General features: G+C 34.7%; 22 protein-coding genes and 1 pseudogene. 13 read left to right on the top strand and 10 right to left on the bottom strand.

The window, feature by feature from the left end; all coding sequences use genetic code 11:
- Positions 1-89 precede the first annotated feature (89 nt).
- The 8 genes from AC3WSK_RS12045 (at position 90) to AC3WSK_RS12010 (ending at position 8,744) form a co-directional block, all read left to right on the top strand.
- Entirely contained in the window at positions 90-1,430 is a 1,341-nt protein-coding gene (locus tag AC3WSK_RS12045; protein ID WP_492412475.1) for a phage tail tape measure protein, read from the top strand.
- Between the two features lies 1 nt (position 1,431).
- Positions 1,432-1,824, top strand: coding sequence for a distal tail protein Dit (locus AC3WSK_RS12040; protein WP_402869433.1), 393 nt, complete (start codon positions 1,432-1,434; stop codon positions 1,822-1,824).
- Positions 1,821-4,127: a hypothetical protein gene (locus AC3WSK_RS12035; protein WP_492412472.1), complete on the top strand. Its 2,307-nt coding sequence runs from the start codon at positions 1,821-1,823 to the stop codon at positions 4,125-4,127. Before AC3WSK_RS12040 ends, AC3WSK_RS12035 begins: the two co-directional genes overlap by 4 nt.
- Positions 4,117-5,295 (top strand): GLUG motif-containing protein, encoded by a 1,179-nt coding sequence (locus tag AC3WSK_RS12030; RefSeq protein ID WP_492412470.1) that lies wholly within the window; start codon positions 4,117-4,119, stop codon positions 5,293-5,295. Before AC3WSK_RS12035 ends, AC3WSK_RS12030 begins: the two co-directional genes overlap by 11 nt.
- Positions 5,296-5,299: 4 nt before the next feature.
- On the top strand, positions 5,300-6,637 hold the full coding sequence (locus AC3WSK_RS12025; RefSeq protein WP_492412468.1) for a polysaccharide deacetylase family protein: 1,338 nt from the start codon (positions 5,300-5,302) through the stop codon (positions 6,635-6,637).
- 171 nt (positions 6,638-6,808) lie between these two features.
- Entirely contained in the window at positions 6,809-7,585 is a 777-nt protein-coding gene (locus AC3WSK_RS12020) for a DNA-methyltransferase (protein ID WP_492412466.1), read from the top strand.
- Between the two features lie 17 nt (positions 7,586-7,602).
- Positions 7,603-8,073, top strand: coding sequence for a phage holin family protein (locus AC3WSK_RS12015; RefSeq protein ID WP_492412464.1), 471 nt, complete (start codon positions 7,603-7,605; stop codon positions 8,071-8,073).
- Complete coding sequence (locus AC3WSK_RS12010; RefSeq protein WP_492412462.1) at positions 8,073-8,744, top strand: M15 family metallopeptidase; 672 nt, start codon at positions 8,073-8,075, stop codon at positions 8,742-8,744. Before AC3WSK_RS12015 ends, AC3WSK_RS12010 begins: the two co-directional genes overlap by 1 nt.
- Before the next feature lie 88 nt (positions 8,745-8,832).
- Here the strand turns inward: AC3WSK_RS12010 and AC3WSK_RS12005 are convergent, their stop codons facing one another.
- From AC3WSK_RS12005 to AC3WSK_RS11985, 5 genes are all read right to left on the bottom strand, one after another.
- Positions 8,833-9,081, bottom strand: a complete 249-nt coding sequence (locus tag AC3WSK_RS12005; protein ID WP_492412460.1) for a DNA-binding protein — start codon at positions 9,079-9,081, stop codon at positions 8,833-8,835.
- Positions 9,082-9,337: 256 nt separating this feature from the next.
- The gene (locus tag AC3WSK_RS12000; RefSeq protein WP_492412458.1) at positions 9,338-9,496 is read right to left on the bottom strand and encodes a hypothetical protein; all 159 of its coding nucleotides are present in this window, start codon (positions 9,494-9,496) and stop codon (positions 9,338-9,340) included.
- Positions 9,497-9,620: 124 nt separating this feature from the next.
- Positions 9,621-10,160 (bottom strand): hypothetical protein, encoded by a 540-nt coding sequence (locus AC3WSK_RS11995; RefSeq protein WP_492412456.1) that lies wholly within the window; start codon positions 10,158-10,160, stop codon positions 9,621-9,623.
- A gap of 73 nt (positions 10,161-10,233) precedes the next feature.
- Entirely contained in the window at positions 10,234-10,356 is a 123-nt protein-coding gene (locus AC3WSK_RS11990; protein WP_492412454.1) for a hypothetical protein, read from the bottom strand.
- Positions 10,357-10,369: 13 nt separating this feature from the next.
- Positions 10,370-10,582, bottom strand: a complete 213-nt coding sequence (locus tag AC3WSK_RS11985; RefSeq protein ID WP_492412452.1) for a helix-turn-helix transcriptional regulator — start codon at positions 10,580-10,582, stop codon at positions 10,370-10,372.
- A 175-nt stretch (positions 10,583-10,757) separates the two neighbouring features.
- Between AC3WSK_RS11985 and AC3WSK_RS11980 the strand changes: the two genes are divergently transcribed.
- From AC3WSK_RS11980 to AC3WSK_RS11960, 5 genes are all read left to right on the top strand, one after another.
- Entirely contained in the window at positions 10,758-11,036 is a 279-nt protein-coding gene (locus AC3WSK_RS11980) for a hypothetical protein (RefSeq protein WP_492412450.1), read from the top strand.
- 74 nt (positions 11,037-11,110) lie between these two features.
- Positions 11,111-11,326 (top strand): hypothetical protein, encoded by a 216-nt coding sequence (locus tag AC3WSK_RS11975; protein WP_492412448.1) that lies wholly within the window; start codon positions 11,111-11,113, stop codon positions 11,324-11,326.
- 30 nt (positions 11,327-11,356) lie between these two features.
- Positions 11,357-12,238, top strand: a complete 882-nt coding sequence (locus tag AC3WSK_RS11970; protein ID WP_492412446.1) for a helix-turn-helix domain-containing protein — start codon at positions 11,357-11,359, stop codon at positions 12,236-12,238.
- 15 nt (positions 12,239-12,253) lie between these two features.
- Positions 12,254-12,631: a hypothetical protein gene (locus AC3WSK_RS11965; RefSeq protein WP_492412444.1), complete on the top strand. Its 378-nt coding sequence runs from the start codon at positions 12,254-12,256 to the stop codon at positions 12,629-12,631.
- Positions 12,632-12,710: 79 nt separating this feature from the next.
- The gene (locus AC3WSK_RS11960; RefSeq protein ID WP_492412442.1) at positions 12,711-12,869 is read left to right on the top strand and encodes a hypothetical protein; all 159 of its coding nucleotides are present in this window, start codon (positions 12,711-12,713) and stop codon (positions 12,867-12,869) included.
- Between the two features lie 305 nt (positions 12,870-13,174).
- Here the strand turns inward: AC3WSK_RS11960 and AC3WSK_RS11955 are convergent, their stop codons facing one another.
- The 5 genes and pseudogenes from AC3WSK_RS11955 to AC3WSK_RS11935 form a co-directional block, all read right to left on the bottom strand.
- Entirely contained in the window at positions 13,175-14,347 is a 1,173-nt protein-coding gene (locus AC3WSK_RS11955; protein WP_079561399.1) for a site-specific integrase, read from the bottom strand.
- Between the two features lie 124 nt (positions 14,348-14,471).
- Positions 14,472-15,668, bottom strand: a complete 1,197-nt coding sequence (locus tag AC3WSK_RS11950; RefSeq protein ID WP_079561400.1) for a tyrosine-type recombinase/integrase — start codon at positions 15,666-15,668, stop codon at positions 14,472-14,474.
- Positions 15,669-16,474: 806 nt separating this feature from the next.
- Positions 16,475-17,305 carry an abortive infection family protein gene (locus tag AC3WSK_RS11945; protein WP_079561401.1) on the bottom strand — a complete coding sequence of 277 codons (831 nt, stop codon included), beginning with the start codon at positions 17,303-17,305 and terminating at the stop codon, positions 16,475-16,477.
- Between the two features lie 503 nt (positions 17,306-17,808).
- Positions 17,809-18,015 carry a hypothetical protein gene (locus AC3WSK_RS11940; protein ID WP_079561402.1) on the bottom strand — a complete coding sequence of 69 codons (207 nt, stop codon included), beginning with the start codon at positions 18,013-18,015 and terminating at the stop codon, positions 17,809-17,811.
- Between the two features lie 954 nt (positions 18,016-18,969).
- Positions 18,970-19,441, bottom strand: a pseudogene (locus AC3WSK_RS11935) (GNAT family N-acetyltransferase).
- Positions 19,442-19,534 lie beyond the last annotated feature (93 nt).

The raw sequence follows: 19,534 nt of genomic DNA, 5'->3' as shown, positions 1-19,534 counted from the left end.
CCGCGACACTATAAGTGAAAACGTATGCCGAACTTACAGGAAATGAACTGTAAGAAGTAGAGGATAAAAAGCCTTTACGATAACAAAAAATGACAATGTGGGAAGACCAGGGCGATGCAATTGTTAGCGTGCTAGAAGACGTGGCTAATGGACAGATTACTGTTGCTGAAGGCCAAGCGGAAATTAACAAAATGACGGAGCAAGTCAATGCTGATCCAATGACTGAGTTGAGACAAGCTGTATCAGATGTAAAAGAAGCACTTGAACCGTTGCTAGGTGTTATTGCCGATGTAGTATCGAGTATTGCTAGTTTCGCAAAAGAAAACCCAGTGTTAACATCTACCATTGTAGCTATTGTCGGTGCTATTGGCACATTAGTAGGTGCATTTACCGCACTCAGCCCAGCAGTATACACCATAACCACCTTATTTGGTGGTGGAAAGGGTGGTGCTGGCTTTGCTTCGATTTTAGGTAAACTCATTCCTGTCATTGCTAATCTAGCCTCGAAAGTCTTACCAGCTTTAAGACTTGCTTTTGGTGCTTTGACGGGACCAATTGGTATCGCGGTCACAGCGTTAACCATAGCTGTTCCGTTAATTATTGAAAACTGGGATTCTATAGCGGAATTCTTCACTGATTTATGGGATTTTATTGTTGGCGTTTTTAAAAAAGCTGGTGGCGCTATAGTCGACTTCCTGAAGGAAAACTGGAAAACCATCCTTGCTGTCGTTACGGGACCAGTTGGCATATTAGTAAAAACGATTGTCGAAAACTGGGACGCAATAAAACGTAAGACAGTTGAAATTTTTACAGGTGTCTCTAACTTCTTTTCGAATATCTGGTCAAAAATTTCCGATGTTGCTAAGACGGTTGTGGGAAAAATCAAAGGATTCTTTTCATTCAGTGATCTCCTTGGCAAGGTCAAAGAAAAATGGGATTCTATTTATTCGGCCATTAAGACACCAATAAACAAAGCAAAGGATGCCGTAAAAAAAGCAATAGATGCTATAAAGGGCTTCTTTAAATTCGATTTTAATTGGCCAAAGCTCAAGAAGCCTAAATTTAGTATTAAGGGCTCTATCAATCCATTAGATTGGTTTGGTGAAGGGCTTCCTAAAATCGATATTCAATGGCATGCAAAAGGTGGCGTATTTAATAAGCCAACGTTGTTTAATACAGGAAATGCATTGCATGGGGTAGGAGAAGCAGGTCCAGAAGCCATTTTACCTCTAAATGAGCGAGTGTTAGGTGCAATTGGTAAAGCCATATTTGATGCATCTGGTGGAGGACAACAAGAACCGCAAGTAATTCACAATAATTATGAACGCATGTTAGAGGGCGCACAATTTATTATTCGCGAAGAAGCTGATGTTAAGAAAATTACACGTCAAATTTATGAACAGCAGCAACGTGATCGAAGGGGGAAATAGTATGCGTGACATCACATTTAAAGGAATACACTGTTCACGATTTGGGCTTGAGGTTATGGACACCGAGAGGCCCCTTTTTGGTGAATTTAGTGATTCATTTATAAAATTACCGGAGGTTAGTGGCAGTGTAGTGGTAACTGATAATAGTGAAAGTGATATTGAAATTCGCATACAATTCCTACTTACACCGTTGCCTGGTCAAACCTATTATGATGCTTGTCGGGCTTTGCGTGGTTATTTTAAATCATCGCAGAAAGAGCGATTAATTTTTGATGAAGATTCAAAGTGGGCATACATGGCCAAGTTTATTTCTAGTGAAGATTTTGAGCGTATCGTGGATGACGGGTTATTTTGGGCAACGTTCCGTTGTTCACCTGATATGGTGGCTGTATGAGTTACGATATTAAGGTTTTAAATCATAGCAATCTATCGCTTATCGGTACGCTTGAAAATGTTATTAATGCAGAGATTTATGAAGTCATCAATGACCAATACACTTCTGATATACAAATGGCTGAAAATATATTTCCCTCCTTTTTACACTACCCTAATTTAGTGGAAATGGATGGGGATTATTTTATTATTGCTGGGGTAGACAAGCAGCGTGATCGAAGTAAAGCAATTAAGCTGATGCTTGAGCATGTAAGTTATGTATTAAATACTCCATCGGAAGCGCCCTTTGTAGCAGAAGATGAAGAAGAGTTTTATGAGGGTTCACCAAGGAGTATCATTTCGCAATGCTGGGGATTGGACGGATTTAAGATTATTGATTTAGCAGGCGGTTATTATTACTATAGGCCAAGCGCTAAAGGTGGTAGAAGTCGCATTAATGAATTTGCACGCCAAAATGGGTTAGAAGTTGAATATAACAAGTTTGTCATTACGATTCATAACAGACGGGGAGCCAATAAAAGCCTTAAGTTAGAGGTTGGGAAAAACATTCAATCGATTACACAAAAAATTGATTTGGATGAAAATTTTTCGTTTGAATATGCACATGAAGTAGACATTATCGATTTTAGTAAAATGTCTGGCTCTCAACAGCAAGAAATCGCTTCAGCTGAGCTAGGGGATATCGTTCGCATGATTGATACAGATTTAGCCATTGATGCAACGGAACGTATCGTAGGTAAACGCTATAATCCTTTATTTAAAGAAGTACCGAAGTTGGATGTAGGGCAAGTTATACGTGATATTGTGAATGTCATGAATGAAGATAAGGAATATGAAGAGAAAGAAGACCCTACTTTGAATTACTTTTTGCAGAGCTGGCAAATGGGCAAAATCAATTGTATGGCTCTTGATGGAATCGAACTTGGCGAGGAAGAAATCTTACCTGACAATATATCAACCTCTATTGATTATTATATCCAAGGTGAACTAAAAGGTATGTCTTTAAAGGTTAAGCCCCAATACAGTAAGTACCACGTGTACATTAGTGAATGGTATGAGGACAATCAATATGAAGAATACAAACTTGAGAAAATAGCTGACGTCATGAGTAACTGGACATTTCCAAAACCTAAAATGCAAGCAATCAGTATTACCATAAGTGAAGTGCCTCTCGAACAACTTAATCCAGAGATTCACAAAGTAAGAGATTATGCAGTGAAATTCAATAAAGTTTATATTGCCCCGTTACGTGAATTTAAAATTGGTAAGAACAACATGTTAGGCAACAGTAGCTTGTTAATTGACACAGAAGGGGAAAATATAGAGCTTGATGATTTTTCCGTCAAGTTAAACTATCACCTGATGCAAGAGTACGGAGGTATTAAATTATCATTAAGACCTGAATTTAGTAATTATAAAATAAATATTGTGACGTTCGGCTCCGATGGTGTTCCATTTGTGTACGATTACGAAACGATAAGGGATCAGTTGCTCAATTGGAAACTACCGCGTGATGGTGCAGAATACTTATTAATTACTGTTTCAGAAGTTTCAAATTCACAATTTGATCCAACTGTTCATAAGAATGTGATGTATGGAGTTGCTTTCGAAAAGATACCATTTGAACCTCTTTACGAGTTACGTATTGGAGAAGTTAATTGTTTACAATTAAATGGTGTGTTAGTACCTGCTAGTCCTTCATTAAATGCTATTCAAGCAGAAATATTTTATAAAGCATTACTCGAACACAATGGATTACGCTTGAAGTTATTAAGAAAATATCGTTCTTATTACGTTAGTATACGTACTTACAGCAGCAAAGGTATAAGAACTGTCAGATCATACGAGGGTATAAAGGACTGGACTTTCCCACGCAAAAATGTGATGTACATTGTTATTAGCATTCTTGAAAAACCACCATCAGAATTTGACTCATCAAAGCACAGGCAAGCTTGGTATGCTTTTAGATTTACAGCACAAAATGATGAGGTTGTTGACCCTGGTTTACTTGGACCAACGTATTATTTAGAGTCAGAAACTGTATCAGCAGGTAGTGACGGAGCTGAATTTCTTTTTACAACTTCCTATGATGAAGTAATTAGTGTGACTACGGGGATTGGCAAGGTAGAGCAAGCAGAGCCGATAGCAGCACTATGGGAATTAATTAAAGATGCAGAAGATAAATATATAGGCGTTAAAATTAATTTGCTAGGCTTGGAAAGCGGAAATGTAGATATAAGTGTACAAGCCATGTGTCAAGAGGGAACTGAAGAAGAGGAAGAAGGAGAGGGGGATGATGTTTAGTGGTGGAACTGGTACAAAAGATGACCCATTTTTAATTAAAACTGTCCAAGACCTTATCAATGTGAGGAATAAGAATAATGAAAACCCTAAGTATTATTATAAACAAGTGGCGGATATCAATTTATCAGGTGTTGAATGGTTACCAATAGGTGATAATCAAGGTAAAGCGTTTTGTGGTACCTATAATGGTGGCGGATATACGATAAGTAATTTAACAATCACTGAAGATATTGAGGGTCCAGCTTTTATCAGCTCAGCAGTAGAAGCAACACTTTTAAATATCACGATTGATAATGCGTATATTACTAACACGTTATATACCTGGATAGCTATTTTAGTATCATCAACAAACGATTGTACAATTACCAATTGCCATGTAACAGGCAAAATGGAATCCACAAATGCAAACAGTAATATAGGCGGTCTAGTAAGTACAGCTGGTACAGGGACAATAATAAATAGGTGTTCTGCTAATGTAGATATAACAGCAGGACATGCTGGAGGATTTGTCTGCTATTCCAATGCTGTTATAAAAGATTGTTATGTTACAGGTAAAATTGGTGGCGTACAAGACAAAGATAAGCCAGATGATATGTATATAAAGGCTGGTACATTTGCTTACGTTTTATATAGTGGTAATGTTGAGAATTGTTATACAAGTGTAGAGATTTATAACTATTCGTCACGCAGTAGGAAACAGTTGTATGTTTTTGCAGAGAATTATGGTGCTGAAATAATTTCCTGTTATTGTGATGTATCGTTAGGTGTTACTATGCGGGGGTGGTCTAGCGATTTGAATTATATTGAAGAAATGTTTATAAGAGGTACAGATAATAAATTATATGTAAATTACACATCACAATACAATAAAGATCGTGATTATTGGGAGCCTGAATGGAATAGTACAGGTCCTCCTTCGTGGTGGCCAAAACCTTATTATAGGGCACAACCTATAACAGGTGAAGTATGGTCAAATTTCTGGAAGCAAGTAACAGAAATTTACACCGAAGCACGTACAACTACAGAAATGCAAACACAATCAACATTCGATGGATGGGATTTTGATATGGTATGGACAATAGACGAAGGTAGAGACTATCCTCGGTTTAAATTAAAGATTACACAAATAAAATGCAAACGGATGCCATTAACAAACTATAGAAGGTGATAAAATGACAAAATTTAATCAAGTAAAGTTAATCCGTGATGCATCTGGAAGCCCTATACCTAGTCAGTATTGGGATGATGTAAAGCAAACTTTTATAATACCAGGTGGTGAAGGTGTTGATTTTACAAAAAAGAAGCTGATTCGTGATGCAGTTGGCGCAGTCATACCTCAATATTGGGATGGTGAAAAGGGTGGATTTGCAGCTATTACATCGGGAAATCGACAGTCTAAAGAAACCATTAACCAGGGAAGATTAATGACAGATTTCTCAAGGTGGCAATTGTGGTATGGAGTAGTTTCACAAGATACAGAACATGTTAAAGTCGGACAGTCGTCTGTCAAAGTAACTACAAATGATGCTAATACTACATCAGCGAGTAGACTAAGATCAGTACAATTTAACTTATCAAAAACCAAAACAATGATGATACGTTTCTACGTAGAAGATGTGAACAAGCTTTCTAATATTGAATTGAGATTCTCTTCAGTTGATAATATGGCAAGTTTTCTATCTTGGAAAACGACAAAATGGAAAGTGATTAGTGGATGGAATGAGGTCATGATACCTCTTTCTAAATTGAATGTTGTGGGTAATGAAAGTCTTAATAATACGATTACAACATTACAAATAAGTGTTACAGGCGATCATACATTTGTTGTATTTGATGGAATCTACACCAACAGGAAATCAAAAGGAAATGTATTGCTTCACTTTGATGATGGTTTTATTTCTCAATATACGAACGCTTTTCCCCTCATGTTGGCTAGGGGATTCGTTGGATCAGTCGGTGTCATTAGCGGCTCAGTAGGTACAACGGGATATATGAATTTAGCACAATTAAAAGAGTTATATAATTATGGGTGGGATTTGTTTAATCACACTGTTACACATCAAGATTTATCAACATTGTCAATAAATCGTATTCAGGCAGAATTGGACGTTTGTAGGGAATGGTTAATTTTCAATGGATTTTCCAGAACTGCTGATTTTGTAGCGTATCCTTATGGCGGTTATAATAATGACGTTTTAGAGGTCATGAAAAACTATAAATTAGGAAGGTCAATAAGAGAAGAATATGAGATTCTTCCACCAATTCAACCACATCTGCTTAAAACGGTCATTTTATATAACAATGTAGAAGAAATCACATTTAGAAATGCGATTGATTATGTAATAGAAACAGGAGCAACGGTGATTTTCCTACTTCACAAAGTAGAGGATGTAAATACAGATGAAATGAATTATCCAATAGAAAAGTTTAAAAACATGCTTGATTATCTTTATTCAAAGCAGGAAGAACTAAATGTACTGTCATGGAGTGAGTATGCAAATATGTTTTAAGGGAAACGCGAGCGGAGCTTAGCGTTATTTTTATTGTTTAAAATCCCAAATGCTTGGGGTTTTACATGAAATAAAAAAAGATGCGTGCATAATAGCACGCATCTTACTTCACAAATAAGAACGAGTGTTCCTGTCTGGTGTTTATTATTACATATCGGGAGGAAAAAAGAAATGAAAATTTGCGAAAACACCATCTATAACATGGATTGCCTGGAAGGTATGATATATATACCTGACAATTCGGTTGATATGATCCTGTGCGACTTGCCTTATGGAACTACAAATTGCAAGTGGGATTCCATCATTCCGTTTGAGCTTTTATGGGAGCAGTACGAGAGAATTATTAAAGACAACGGAGCAATTGTATTAACCGCAAGCCAGCCATTTACCAGTAAATTAATTATGTCCAATCCTAAATTGTTTAGATATGAGTGGATTTGGAAGAAAGGTAATCATGTAACAGGGTTCCCAAATGCTAATAGAATGCCAATGAAGAATCATGAAAATGTATGTGTTTTTTATAAAAGGCTACCGACCTACAATCCACAAGGTGTTGAATATGTTAAACCTAAAGTTGTTATTAAGAATTCGCCTAGAATGCAAGTGCTAGGGAAAAATAATGACACACTAAAAAAGCCTCATGTTGTAAAAAAGAAAAATTATCCTAAGTCGGTTGTTGATTTCCCGCGTGATAGTGGTACTTTTCATCCAACTCAAAAGCCTCTTTCATTGTTTGAGTATCTTATTAAAACTTACACTAACGAAGGCGATACAGTACTAGACAATTGCATGGGTGGTTTTACAACAGCTGTAGCTTGTGACAACACAGGACGTAACTGGATCGGTTTCGAATTAGAACCGGAATACTGCGAAAAAGGAAAACAACGCATTAATGAAAATCGACAAAAGTTAGGATTACAACCAGTTGAAATTGTTAATAAGTCATAACATTTGGAAGGTGTTCTATGGAAAACGTTCAAAGATTAATAGCTAGTTTTGTAGGTGCTATTTTTGTACCAGTATTTGAATTTTTGTATGGAGAGGGCGAAGTCGTGATGTATACGATGACCGCACTCTTTTTCTTTTTAGTAATGGATTGGATTAGTGGAGTTCGTGCAAGTAAGAAAGATAAAAGTTACGGGTCATCGTATGGTATCGATGGTTTATTCCGTAGCTTCTTTTTATTGCTTCTACCTGCTGGTGGACATTTGTTAGATATGATTTTCGGTGCGCCTGGGGTTGTATTTGGTTTATTAGCAGCTGGTTTGTTGTATCACATTATTCAATCGATGACTGCTAACGCTATTCGTGCAGGTTGGGGACAATGGTTCCCAGACTGGCTACTTACAAAGCTTACAGAGTGGGTACGTAGCGAAATTGAAGCGAAGCTTGCACGTGCTGAAGAACGAAAAATGAAGAAAGAGGGAGAAGCGTAATGAGTACAAGTGTAACTACTACATGTCGAAATCTTGCTGAACTATTAACAGCTGCACAAACAGCATGCCGATTGTTGTTTCAAGAGTGTTTTAAAGCTGGTATTAAAAATATCTTCATCACGGAAACGTATCGCTCTCAGGAACGACAAAAATACCTATATGCACAAGGACGAACACGACCAGGGCAAATCGTTACTTGGACGCTTTCAAGTAATCACAGTAGTCGTTTAGCATGGGACGTTGCAGTTGGTCCTCCACAAACGTTATATGATGTGACAACGCTCAATCGAATCGGCGCTATCGCACGTAAGCTAGGTATTACATGGGGTGGTGATTGGGTAGGGAACATTGACCGACCTCACTTTGAAGTTAAGCCAAGTTGGGTTATTCCTAAAGGTTACAAGCTTGAAGGACAAGTAATCGTACCAAGCAACAGCAAAATGAAAGTTCAATTAATTGTGGAAGACAAAAAGGAGGAAATCAAAATGACAAAATGGAATCCGGGTTCACCTGCTATGAAAACAGAAGCAGAGAACTATATCACTCAGGCTATTAAGGATGGTATTATTCAGGCTTCACATTTGAAGGATTTACAAAATGGTAACATTACTACAGACCGTTTATTAGGATTGCATATGACGATTCAACAGCGTAGAAATAATAAAAAATAGTCAAAATTAGTACAGTACCTGTTGAATTTAATCAAATACTGAAGCCCAGGAACTCATCATAGATGGTGAGTACCTGGGCTTTTTGTATTTATTCATCATACGGTCTATATTTTGTATGAAGCTCCTTAGCTGCTTCTTTTCGGCTTTCTATATCTTCTTTCAAGAATAATTTATCTCGACTTAATTCCTTTATTGGAACTAACTTACCACGCTTTACAAGTGAGTTTAATGCTTGGCGAGATATTTGTAATTCGTCCAATACCTCTGACGAAGTTAAGATCTCAGATTGAACCATTTTAATAAATTCCTCTTTATTAGCTACTTTGTATTTTGTCACAATGTATCAACCCTTTTTCTTTTTAATATAAACAATGATGTTTATGATTACTAACACTAAACAAATCGAATATAAGATAATCATTGAGTAGTCATAGAACTTTGGTTCTTTCCAGTTGACCAAATAAGTTAATGTGTAAATTGCAAAGGCGAGTGCAACAACATAAGCAACGTTAATATAATTTTTCATAATCAAATAGATGTGATAAGATTTAAGAAGAGAGGGGAATTTCTTCCCCTTCTTGCTATTTGCGACTTTACTTCTTCTTACGTTTGGTAGACGGTTGGGAGGAAGAAGGTCGCTTTTTGTTTTTCATATCTTTTCGCATGTCATAGATGTTTTTTACTGAACTTGTCAGTAAGTTTATCACCGTAGCAACTGCGACTAGATAAGTTAAAACCTTATCATAATCCACTTTAATTCCCCTCCTTTCTATACTTTTATTATACTATATCTATTAACACGAGTCAATAGATATTATAGATTTATTTTACTGTTTTGCCAAAAATAATCAATAAAAAAACCACTCGTATGAGTGGCTATTTTTTATAGGCAGGGTGTAATGCATAAGTACTTACAACTAGTTTTAATTGATCGTTATAAAAATTATCAAAATTAATTTTATCAATTTCAGATTTATCTATACTAACTGTCAAAGCATTATCGGCTGAGGTATTGCCATATTTGTCAATGAACATAGCTTGTGCATTAATTGTAACGGTATTGAGATTTTCAATTCCTTTAACGCTTTCCAATACATCTATAATATCTGATTCTAAAGAAGAAGAATTATTACTTGATTCGTCTGCAATGAAGCTAATCGTTACATTATTGTCGTTTGAGGTTACATTTACAGCTCTTGATTTACTCATATTGTTCTTTTCACCTAAAACACTTAATACTGCATTTTCGATACGTTCCTCAATAGGTAGTGAAGTGTCTAATGATTTTTTTGCAGCTCCTTTTTTATCACCTTTGTTATTTGCGTCTATTGATGCAGCGATTATTAAAACGATAACTATTAATATTATTAAGCCGAAACAACCTATTCCACACCCTTTTTTTACCTTATACTCCATATGTATCACTCCTTTACATTTATACTAAATGTTTACAAGTTTAAAAGTACATAATAAAAAACAGACAACTGTGTTAGTTATCTGTTTTCTCGTTATCTTTAGCCTTTTCAATTACTTCCTCAAAGGCAACCTTAATTTCCTCAATAGTAAAACCAGTGTTAAGTAATTCTTGGATTGTTTGTTCTATCCTATTCATTTAATTTTCTCCGTTATATTTTAGTACCATCGTCCATTACGAAATATGCCTCAAACTTCATATCTAACAATTCAGCAATTTTACGTAGTTCTTCTTCATTAAAATTATTCCTTTTCAATTTTTTTGATAAGTTTGGTTGAGATACTTCCAACTTTTCAGCAAGTTGTGTCAATGTCATGCCTCTTTTAATTAGTGCAATACGAATTTTCTCACTCATCTCATTCATTGTTTCTCCTCCTCTTGGTTATATTCATGATTCAATTATATATGAAATGATACATATTTGAAATAAATATATCCAAAAAAGTTATAATAAACACTTGCGATCATAACTTTTTGGATATATATTTAATTAAACAAGGAAAAAATATAACTAAATTAATATGAAAGGTGGAATTGTGATGAGTGATGTTATGTACAAACTGCACACAAAAAAATATTGGGTAGGGGCATTAAGTTTAAATATTGATTTAGAACGAGAATATGCACATAAAGCGGAACAGTTAAAGCCATCAGCTATTGTAGCTTTTCGAAAGTATGGAGCAGGATATATAACTTTAGAAGAATTCAGGGAGTTGATTTTTGAATATGGCTTCTATCAAAGAAGAGCGAATGAAGCTAACAAAATAATTATTGAGTGCCGTAAAGCACTTGATTGGTTTGATTCTCAAACAATTTGAAAACTGAACAGGGGGCATCACAGCTGGTGCTCTCGATTGAGTTTTTAAATAACTAAGAAGGTAGGTGAACAAATATGAGTGATTTTTTACTCGAACAACTTCAGTTTGAAACAAAACGAGCAGAAAAGTATTGGGAGAAATCACTGGTATTAAGTGAAGCAATAGGGCATTTAGAAGCCTATGCAGAGAGCGAGTATGATGTAGTTTCAGATGATGTTAAAGCATTTGCTATTAAACTATTGAAACGAATTGAAGATGGATTAGCAGTTGTAGAAGAAAAGTTTAGGTAATTAGGAAAGTGAAATGAAAGCGAGGTGAAAATGATGGCATTTGAATATTTAGCACAATATACAACATTCGATTCAATAGCCGATATGGATTCGGCTGTTGAAAACCACATATCGACACACTACTACGATTTGACTGAATCAGAACGAGCCATCGTTTTCAAACTTGCTTCTCATTCATTAGAGTATCCAGGAGTATGTCACTTAAAAGCTGCCACAATTGCTGAGGCATTGGAAATCAGTACAAAGACTGTTTATCGTAGCGTTAAGAAATTGGTTGAGTTAGGCATCATTGAAAAGGTAGCATCTACTAAATTGAACGGCATTAAAGGGGCAAGTATTTATTGTGTTTTACCTTATGTCCTATCGAGCGTGTCCCAACGAGAGACAGCGCAAGACATTAGTGATGACGCGGTTTCGGAGACTTTTTCAGAAAACCAACCATCTAATTCTTTTAGTCTTTTAAAAACAAGCAATTTAAAAGATATATATAATAACGCTCACGCTGAAAAAGAAGCTCATAAGGAATACATGAACGAGTACCAGGTAATGCTATTCGATTTCATGCACTCGTTGCCTATACGTGACGATTTAAAAGATCAACTGCATAAGTGCATACTGGCTACAAAATTGAACGATATACGTGATTTTGTGAACGCTAAAGACGTTTTAGTTAACATTATCCGTGATATTGCGAACGGTACATTAACAATTGCAAGTACATTAAGAGCCGTATTCGTAGGGGCATATAACAAGGCTGTAGAGCGATTAAGTAATAAATCAGATAAACCATCACATATAGAAGAAACACCAAATATAGAACGTACTGTGCCTTTCTATAACTGGTTAGAAGAACGTGATGATCGTACACAAATAAATAGCAAACCAAACTTAGAAAATTGGCTGGAATGGTAGAGAGGGGAATATAAAATGTTTGAAAATGTTAATAATCCTTTTCTGAAGAATCAATGTATAGATTTTAGTTTCAATGAAGAGTTAGCAAAATTATTTGAAGTGATTTCAGAACAAAAATATTGCAGCCATACACCTTTAGTTTTTACTAGTGATTTTAGTAACAACGAATATCAACGTATCTTAATTGAAATTAAAGCTCATTGTAACTTATATAGTCGATATAAGGATGTCGCTGCATTCGTGTATTGGAAAAATGAAGTAATCAATTGTGCGTATGGTGTAGGAGAAAAGGAAGCATATATTTCTGCTATAAAATTAATAGAAAGAAATGCTAGTGAGATAAATATTAAATTTGGTTTGAAATATAAATATGAACAATTAACTTTATTTTAATGGGGGAATAGAAGATGGCTCATTTTGAATACATGGAACAACAAGAGCAATTGCATTGGATGTATGAGGGGGATATATTATGATAAAACGCATCTATAAAATCGTTGATAATTTTTTCTTTATGCCACAAGGATATGAGGAAGAAGAAGGTCTTAGGGAATGGTATTTAAAGTATTTTATTTCAACAATGGTTTTACTTATTTTCTTGTTAATAACATTTGGTTTTCAGTACAAATAAAAGTACAAAAAAAGTACAAAATATGTTTTACAATATTACTTTTCATCGTAATTTTATTCACAAGAAAATGAATAAAACCTTGATATATAACGGTTTATCGTAACTATGTAAATAAGGTTTAACGGTGTGTAGTGACTCCCGCCGTCTCCATACATAGTTATCATATGAATACATATGATGCTCAAAACCCTTGATATCAAGGGTTTTTTATTTTGCCCAAAGTTTATCAGGTGCATTTAGGTCGATTAATCCGTAGTCAAAACCGTAGTCAAAACCGTAGTCAAAAACGTAGTCAAATCCTTAGCTTATTTCTGTAGATATTGTATATACTTTTCTGCAGCTCGTGATTTTGCTTCTGCTGTAACGTGCGCATAGATTTTTAAAGTTATTTCTAAATCCATATGTCCAAGCCGTTCCATTACTTCTCTAGGTGTAACACCCGCTTCTAAAAGTAGTGTACAGTGAGTGTGACGTAAACCGTGAGTCGTAATTTGTCTAAGATTATGTCGGCGCTGTATACTTTTAATCCATTGATTTGTTTTGGAAGGGTATACGTATGCATTAAGCGTATTGCTGAAAACTAACTGATTTGTATCATTAAGAGCTTTTAAATTTTGTTCTTTTAATAAAATTCGTTGCTCCTTTTTCCACTGTTCTAAAAAAGAAAGGGTATCTTTATCAATAAGAACCGCCCTGGGTTTCCCATTCTTGGTTTCTTTTATATACAAACCGTTTGTAGGGCAATAAGAAAGAGCTTTATTTATACGAATACAGCTGTTTTCAAAATCGATATCTTTCCATTTCAAAGCAAATGCCTCACCTTTTCGCATTCCTGTATGTGCTAACGTATTAAAGAATGTAAATTTCATAATAGGCTCTTTTTTTAGCGCTTCTAAGAAATTAGTCAACTCTTCTGCTGAGTAATAATTGCCTTCTAAAAATTCTTCCTCTACATTTTCATTTATTTTCTTCAATGGTTTTGGTCGATCAATATATTCCATTGGATTTTTTTCAATGTAATCACGTTTTTTTGCATATTCCAGAACTAATGAAGTGTAATTTAATACGTCCTTAAATTTTTTAAGTTTTTTAGGTAGAGTATTAGCGAATTTTTGACAAAAATCTACTGTTATAAAGCGGATCTTCAAAGATCTAAATGTAGGTAAGATGTGATTTTTAAAAATACTTTTAGTTTTTCCTAAGGTACTTAATTGGACAGTATTTTGGTATTGCATTAACCAATCTTCATAGATTTCTTCAAAAAATTTGTCCTCTATCTTCTTTGGAGCAAAGTCAATCTCCCCGTTAGCAATTTGATATTGCAAACGTTTTAGCTCAATTTCAGCTTCCTTTGCAGTTTTAAAACCGCGCTTTGTTGTTCTTTTTTCATTTCCCGTTAATGAATCAGTACCAAGGTAGATTTGAAACTGATAGCGTATAGTGCCATTTTTTAATTTATAACTTTTAATCTCAGTCATATTTTCCTCCGTTAATGCTGTTGGGGCATATGGGAGATGTGAGTAATTATATTAGATACTCAATTAGTATTTCAATAAGAAAAGAAAAAACAGCCTTCGGGTTATTTTCGAAGGCTGTTTAGAGCTATGCAGCGAGATGTTTGTTTTTGTATTCAGCGAATTTTTTAACTGCTTCTTCCTTAGATTCAGTTGTAACCCAATCGTAGACATTCATAGTAGTATGAACATTGATATGTCCAAGTCTATTCATAACATCACGAATCTTCATCCCTGATTCAAAGCAATGAGAACAATGAGAATGACGAAGACCGTGAGTCGTAATTAGTTTTAACCCAAATGTAGATTGGATTTTCTTAATCCAATCATTAGATCTAGACGGATTAATATGTTTATTAAATTTATTCATAAATACTAATTGAGTTCGGTTAAACTGCTTTTGTCCGCGTTTGACTAGAATAGCCTTTTGTTCCTGGTGCCATTCCTTTAAAATTTCGGCGGTCTCATCATCGATAATAATATAACGAGACTTTCTATTTTTGGGTTTTTTAACATATAATTTCTCCTCTGAGGAATAAGAAAGTGCTTTAGTAATATAAATTTTATTTTCTTCAAAATTTATATCGCTCCATTGTAATGCATAGGCCTCACCTTTCCGCATTCCCGTAAAGCTAAGCAGATAAAAAAATGTAAACTTCATTTCAGAGTTTGCTACTTTTATATCTCTTGCGCATTTTAAAAACTTATGAAGTTCGTTTATTGTATAAAAATTACCCTTAAAACAGTCCTCCTCTCCTTGGACTATTTCCTTTTTGTATTTTGGCTTGAGTACGAATTTCATTGGATTTTTACTAAGCGCATTTCTACCAACGGCAAATTCAAAGATATTTTTAGCATATGATTTTGTCTCATCGAGACTAGGAAATTCAGAAAGCAACTGATTGAAGAATATTTGACAGGTATCCACATCAATCGATTTAATGGCCTTGTTCCCGAAATAAGGGAGTAAATGATTTTTAACGAGACCCTTAGTTTTTCGAAATGTACTTGATTCAACTGTATTTCTATATTCTTGTAACCAAAGATTAGCGAAATGTTCAAATGACTGACTGTTAATTCCCCTATTGGATACTGATTTCAAAACATCCTTTGTTAGTGTGCCATTTCTTTTATGTTTATTTAAAAAAATTATAGCCTCCATTGCTTCGTCTTCTGTCTTAAAACCTCTAAAAGTTGTATGTTTTAAATCTATAAGTCCTGCATAATAACGAAACCAATAATTGATTTCCCCATTTTTTTTGAAAGTACATTTTATTTTTATCATTTTGATACTCCTATTCGTGCTGTTTTAATTATTTGAAGAGATTATATTTCCTCTTTTACTAAAAAACCAAGATTCAAGGAGTGTTTTTTATTTGAAACACAAAAAAGTTATTTTAATTAGAAGATATGAGTTTAAAAGAGAGGATAATTGGATAAAAATCTTCTTCGTATATTATGAGATGGCTGCTGCAGAGAAAAAGGCAATTAGGACCGTAATGAAAGTTACGTCTTACTTTATAGCCTTTGTTTTCTGATCTTCCAATAATCCTCTATCAGTAAACCCCTTAGTGATATAAAATTTCTCGAGTAGTTATGATTTCTGGTGATAATTTGCGGAATTTGAAGATTCAGGTACAGTTCTTCCTGCGGGAAAATGACAACAGGTTGTGAACTTACTATGGAGCTCTGGCAAATAGAGAAGGATTACTTCAAAAACATAGAAGACGGTCACCCTGATAAATCGGAAAAAGACAAACATAAAAAGACTAAGATATATTTATAGAACTGCAATTAACGATATAATCAATAGCGCAAAAGAAGAAGAATTTGTTTGATTCTGCTACAATCCTATGTTATATTCTAAACAGAAGAGATGGTGGAGGGAGGATTAGTTAACTAATCCGCTGGTACCGATACGCTCTTTCAGAGACCCTGTGGGTGGTCGGGTACGACGTTCAGCTATTCTCGAAGATATAAGCCTTTGGGCTTTTTTTTTTCAAATTATGTAATTTATCATACATCAATAAAAGAGCAGCGAGCATTTCCTAATGGTTATGCTCGCTTTTTTTTATGGCCAAATAATCTTAATCAGCCTTTAATTTTTTTGTTTTGTTGATAAGAATATGATTCAATAATAAAAGAGGTAAATGTCATTGCAGAATTTACAGCCAATCGAGCGTGGTGTTCAGTAGGTTTATATTCTCTTGCGTGTGAATCACTTGCTTTGGTTCTGAGTTTACCAATTCCTAAAACAATGCTATTTAATCCTTGGAGAATTTGTTTTAGGGATTCATTCAAACCATCTTGTCCTGGATCAAAATTAATTAATTTCTTAATTCGATTGTATAGAGCAGACATCTCTCCACCATTTTTTTCACGTTGACCAGTTAAACGTTCTTCAATTTCTAGTAACACTTCTTCAACTAAAGCTCGTGCATTTGTAATGGCACCATCAAAATCTTTTTCAAATAACTTCTTTTCACATTTATCTATTTGTTCTTTCAAAAACTCAGTAGATAGGATTTCTAATTGTTTTTCTTTTACAATAACCTTCGATGATATTAGACCATCTAAAGAAAACTTATTGCCGTTACGAATAATCTTGATGTCGTCTAGTTCAAGATACGAATTCCAATACTCGATAATTTCATCAACGTCAAATTGCGATTGAACTTCAAGGTAATGCTCAGCACTTAAACTGTAATTAATAAACTCTAGAAGCCTGTCTTGATTAATAATTTCTTTTATTTTTGCTTCAGCAAACACCCATCTTGTGGGAAATCCAGGTCCATATGTATCATCAAATCCAAGGTCATTAAAAAAATCAACAAGCTTAGGGCCCGAACGATAAATGGATTTTTCATTATCTCCTGCAATAGTCTCTGCCATAATTTTTATTGTTTTATTTTTAATTTTCAATCTTCCTTTCTTGATATTTACATATATAACCTATTGATTTATATTCGAAATTTTATTATCACTGATACTCTTCCACTATCCTGCACCGTTAGTTGAATAGCAATAGTTTTTTCGAAAATAGCATTGCTCAAATACCCTAGCTGTCGGGATAGTGATCTACGATTGGTCGCTGAATATATGAATTGAATCCCCCCTCTAAATAGACTTCTATAGGGGGAGCTGCTACGGCTTCTGGATTTGGATACATTTTTGTTTAAGTTTTATCGAAAACTCGCGTCTTTGAGCAAAATAGAGAAAATGTATTACGCTAACTAAAAGAATATAAAGGGAATGCGGAAAATTTCGGGAATACATACAGTAGTTATGTAGAAGCACTGAAAGGTAATTAAACGGTATCCAAACTACAAAGAACCTGATCAGAAGCCGTTTGCGAGGCTTCGATGGGTTCTTATGTTACAGATGCTAAAAAACCCTCTGAGAAGCTTTTTTAGCATCTCGAAGGGTTAATTTCCTATTCTTATATTCAACTGTCTCTCGAAGAGTACCAGTCCGGCAGCTAAGCTAATTAGTGCATTCGAAAAAACTACAGAGGCAAGAGAAAGCATTGTCGGTAATTCTTTTAGCTTCGTCAATAAATTAGTTTCCATAGACATCTCCCCATTCCAATCTTGTATCACAAGACCAAAAAATCCAAATACATATGCAACCATTAGACCTACTGCTACGAGCAGGAATCGAACCCACATACGGGAGAATAGTTCAATATAAGAATACCTAATTATACCAAGTTTTATGCTCTATATCAACAAAGAACCTGTCAGAAGCCATTTTCGAGGCTCTGAGGGGGTTCTCTTTTTTGCACAACTATTTTATAACTGTTAAAACTGTACTCCCCGTCGCACAGCTCGATTTTTGAAACGTTTTCTTGTGCTTGAACGTCCAAGCTTTTTACTACGGCAAAATGACAACAAGTTGTGCTTTACTACTACGGCAAAATGACAACAAGTTGTGCTTTACTACTACGGCAAAATGACAACAAGTTGTGCTTTACTACTACGGTAAAATGACAACAAGTTGTGCTTTACTACGGCAAAATGACAACAAGTTGTGCTTCACTACTACGGCAAAATGACAACAAGTTGTGCTTCACTACTACGGCAAAATGACAACAAGTTAGGCTTTGCTACGGCAAAATGACAACAGGTTGCGAACGTTTTATTTTTGCTAATACAAAGAAATGGTAAGAATTGGGAACAATAAGTTACAGTAATATGAAGAAGCCTAGGTTTGGGGAACAAAAGTGAAAGTCCATACTGTTCACTACGGCAAAATGACAACAGGTTGCGAGCGTTTTATTTTTGCTAATACAAAGAAACGGTAAGAATTAGGAACAATAAGTTACAGTAGTATGAAGAAGCCTGATTTTATATCAAAATCTGTATCTCCAGGTTTTCTTGTTGAAATCAAGTCTCTAAATTCTTTCACTTAAAACTTACCTCCTTTTCTTGTGTCATCTACATATTCCATCTACATAACTAAACCTACGTAACAATCCGTATCTTGAACTAACTGTATCGTTAGTTCAAGAAAGAAAAAAGAGCTGCTTATGTAACTCAATGATTTTTGATCAATGCCCAGTTAAAGAAGCACACAAAATTAAGATTCTATTTTTTTATCATTTTGAAATTAGTTAATTTAACACTCTCTCGTTTAACAGTTTTTGAACAAATAGTATTGTAATCTCTATGTTCAAAAAATTGCTTAGCTGTAATACTTGCATCTGTATCGATTTTAAATAGGTTTAATTTTTCCGCTTCGTCTTCTAGCTTATCAACTAAAGCCGTAGCTATACCTTGACCTTGACCTTGATAATCTTTATGAATATACAGTCTATTTAGGTGCCCGCTATGCGTCATATCACTAAAGCCTACTACTTTATCATTAATTTTGCGACAAAAGATATGTTCTGACCTAATAAAATCTTCCAAGCATCTATCTTTGATTTTTTTTCTTCCTTTGGTGCCCAAGCATCTAATTCTGTTTGTGAATAATCTTTTAATTAACTGAATGAACTGTTTCGTAGAACAAAGAAATAATGTCTTCAATATCAGCTTCCTCAAATTTCTTAATATTCATTTCCCCATATACCTCTCTAAATAAAGATAAGTAGTATATTTTATCATCAAATCACTAAACTGGTCCGTTAGTTGAATAGCAATAATCTTTTTG

The organism is Lysinibacillus sp. EB271-A1-10B (genome assembly GCF_058791335.1).
This window is presented reverse-complemented; position numbering and strand designations above follow the sequence as displayed.

Bases quoted from the DNA above. Each gene is read 5' to 3' on its own strand.
- AC3WSK_RS11980 (WP_492412450.1), top strand. From the start codon at position 10,758: ATGAGTGATGTTATGTACAAACTGCACACAAAAAAATATTGGGTAGGG.
- AC3WSK_RS12035 (WP_492412472.1), top strand. From the start codon at position 1,821: ATGAGTTACGATATTAAGGTTTTAAATCATAGCAATCTATCGCTTATC.
- AC3WSK_RS12040 (WP_402869433.1), top strand. From the start codon at position 1,432: ATGCGTGACATCACATTTAAAGGAATACACTGTTCACGATTTGGGCTT.
- AC3WSK_RS11950 (WP_079561400.1), bottom strand. From the start codon at position 15,668: ATGATAAAAATAAAATGTACTTTCAAAAAAAATGGGGAAATCAATTAT.
- AC3WSK_RS11965 (WP_492412444.1), top strand. From the start codon at position 12,254: ATGTTTGAAAATGTTAATAATCCTTTTCTGAAGAATCAATGTATAGAT.
- AC3WSK_RS11970 (WP_492412446.1), top strand. From the start codon at position 11,357: ATGATGGCATTTGAATATTTAGCACAATATACAACATTCGATTCAATA.
- AC3WSK_RS12015 (WP_492412464.1), top strand. From the start codon at position 7,603: ATGGAAAACGTTCAAAGATTAATAGCTAGTTTTGTAGGTGCTATTTTT.
- AC3WSK_RS11990 (WP_492412454.1), bottom strand. From the start codon at position 10,356: ATGAATAGGATAGAACAAACAATCCAAGAATTACTTAACACTGGTTTT.
- AC3WSK_RS11960 (WP_492412442.1), top strand. From the start codon at position 12,711: ATGATAAAACGCATCTATAAAATCGTTGATAATTTTTTCTTTATGCCA.
- AC3WSK_RS11975 (WP_492412448.1), top strand. From the start codon at position 11,111: ATGAGTGATTTTTTACTCGAACAACTTCAGTTTGAAACAAAACGAGCA.
- AC3WSK_RS11995 (WP_492412456.1), bottom strand. From the start codon at position 10,160: ATGGAGTATAAGGTAAAAAAAGGGTGTGGAATAGGTTGTTTCGGCTTA.
- AC3WSK_RS11955 (WP_079561399.1), bottom strand. From the start codon at position 14,347: ATGACTGAGATTAAAAGTTATAAATTAAAAAATGGCACTATACGCTAT.
- AC3WSK_RS11985 (WP_492412452.1), bottom strand. From the start codon at position 10,582: ATGAATGAGATGAGTGAGAAAATTCGTATTGCACTAATTAAAAGAGGC.
- AC3WSK_RS12020 (WP_492412466.1), top strand. From the start codon at position 6,809: ATGAAAATTTGCGAAAACACCATCTATAACATGGATTGCCTGGAAGGT.
- AC3WSK_RS12030 (WP_492412470.1), top strand. From the start codon at position 4,117: ATGATGTTTAGTGGTGGAACTGGTACAAAAGATGACCCATTTTTAATT.
- AC3WSK_RS12025 (WP_492412468.1), top strand. From the start codon at position 5,300: ATGACAAAATTTAATCAAGTAAAGTTAATCCGTGATGCATCTGGAAGC.
- AC3WSK_RS12045 (WP_492412475.1), top strand. From the start codon at position 90: ATGACAATGTGGGAAGACCAGGGCGATGCAATTGTTAGCGTGCTAGAA.
- AC3WSK_RS12010 (WP_492412462.1), top strand. From the start codon at position 8,073: ATGAGTACAAGTGTAACTACTACATGTCGAAATCTTGCTGAACTATTA.
- AC3WSK_RS11940 (WP_079561402.1), bottom strand. From the start codon at position 18,015: ATGGTTGCATATGTATTTGGATTTTTTGGTCTTGTGATACAAGATTGG.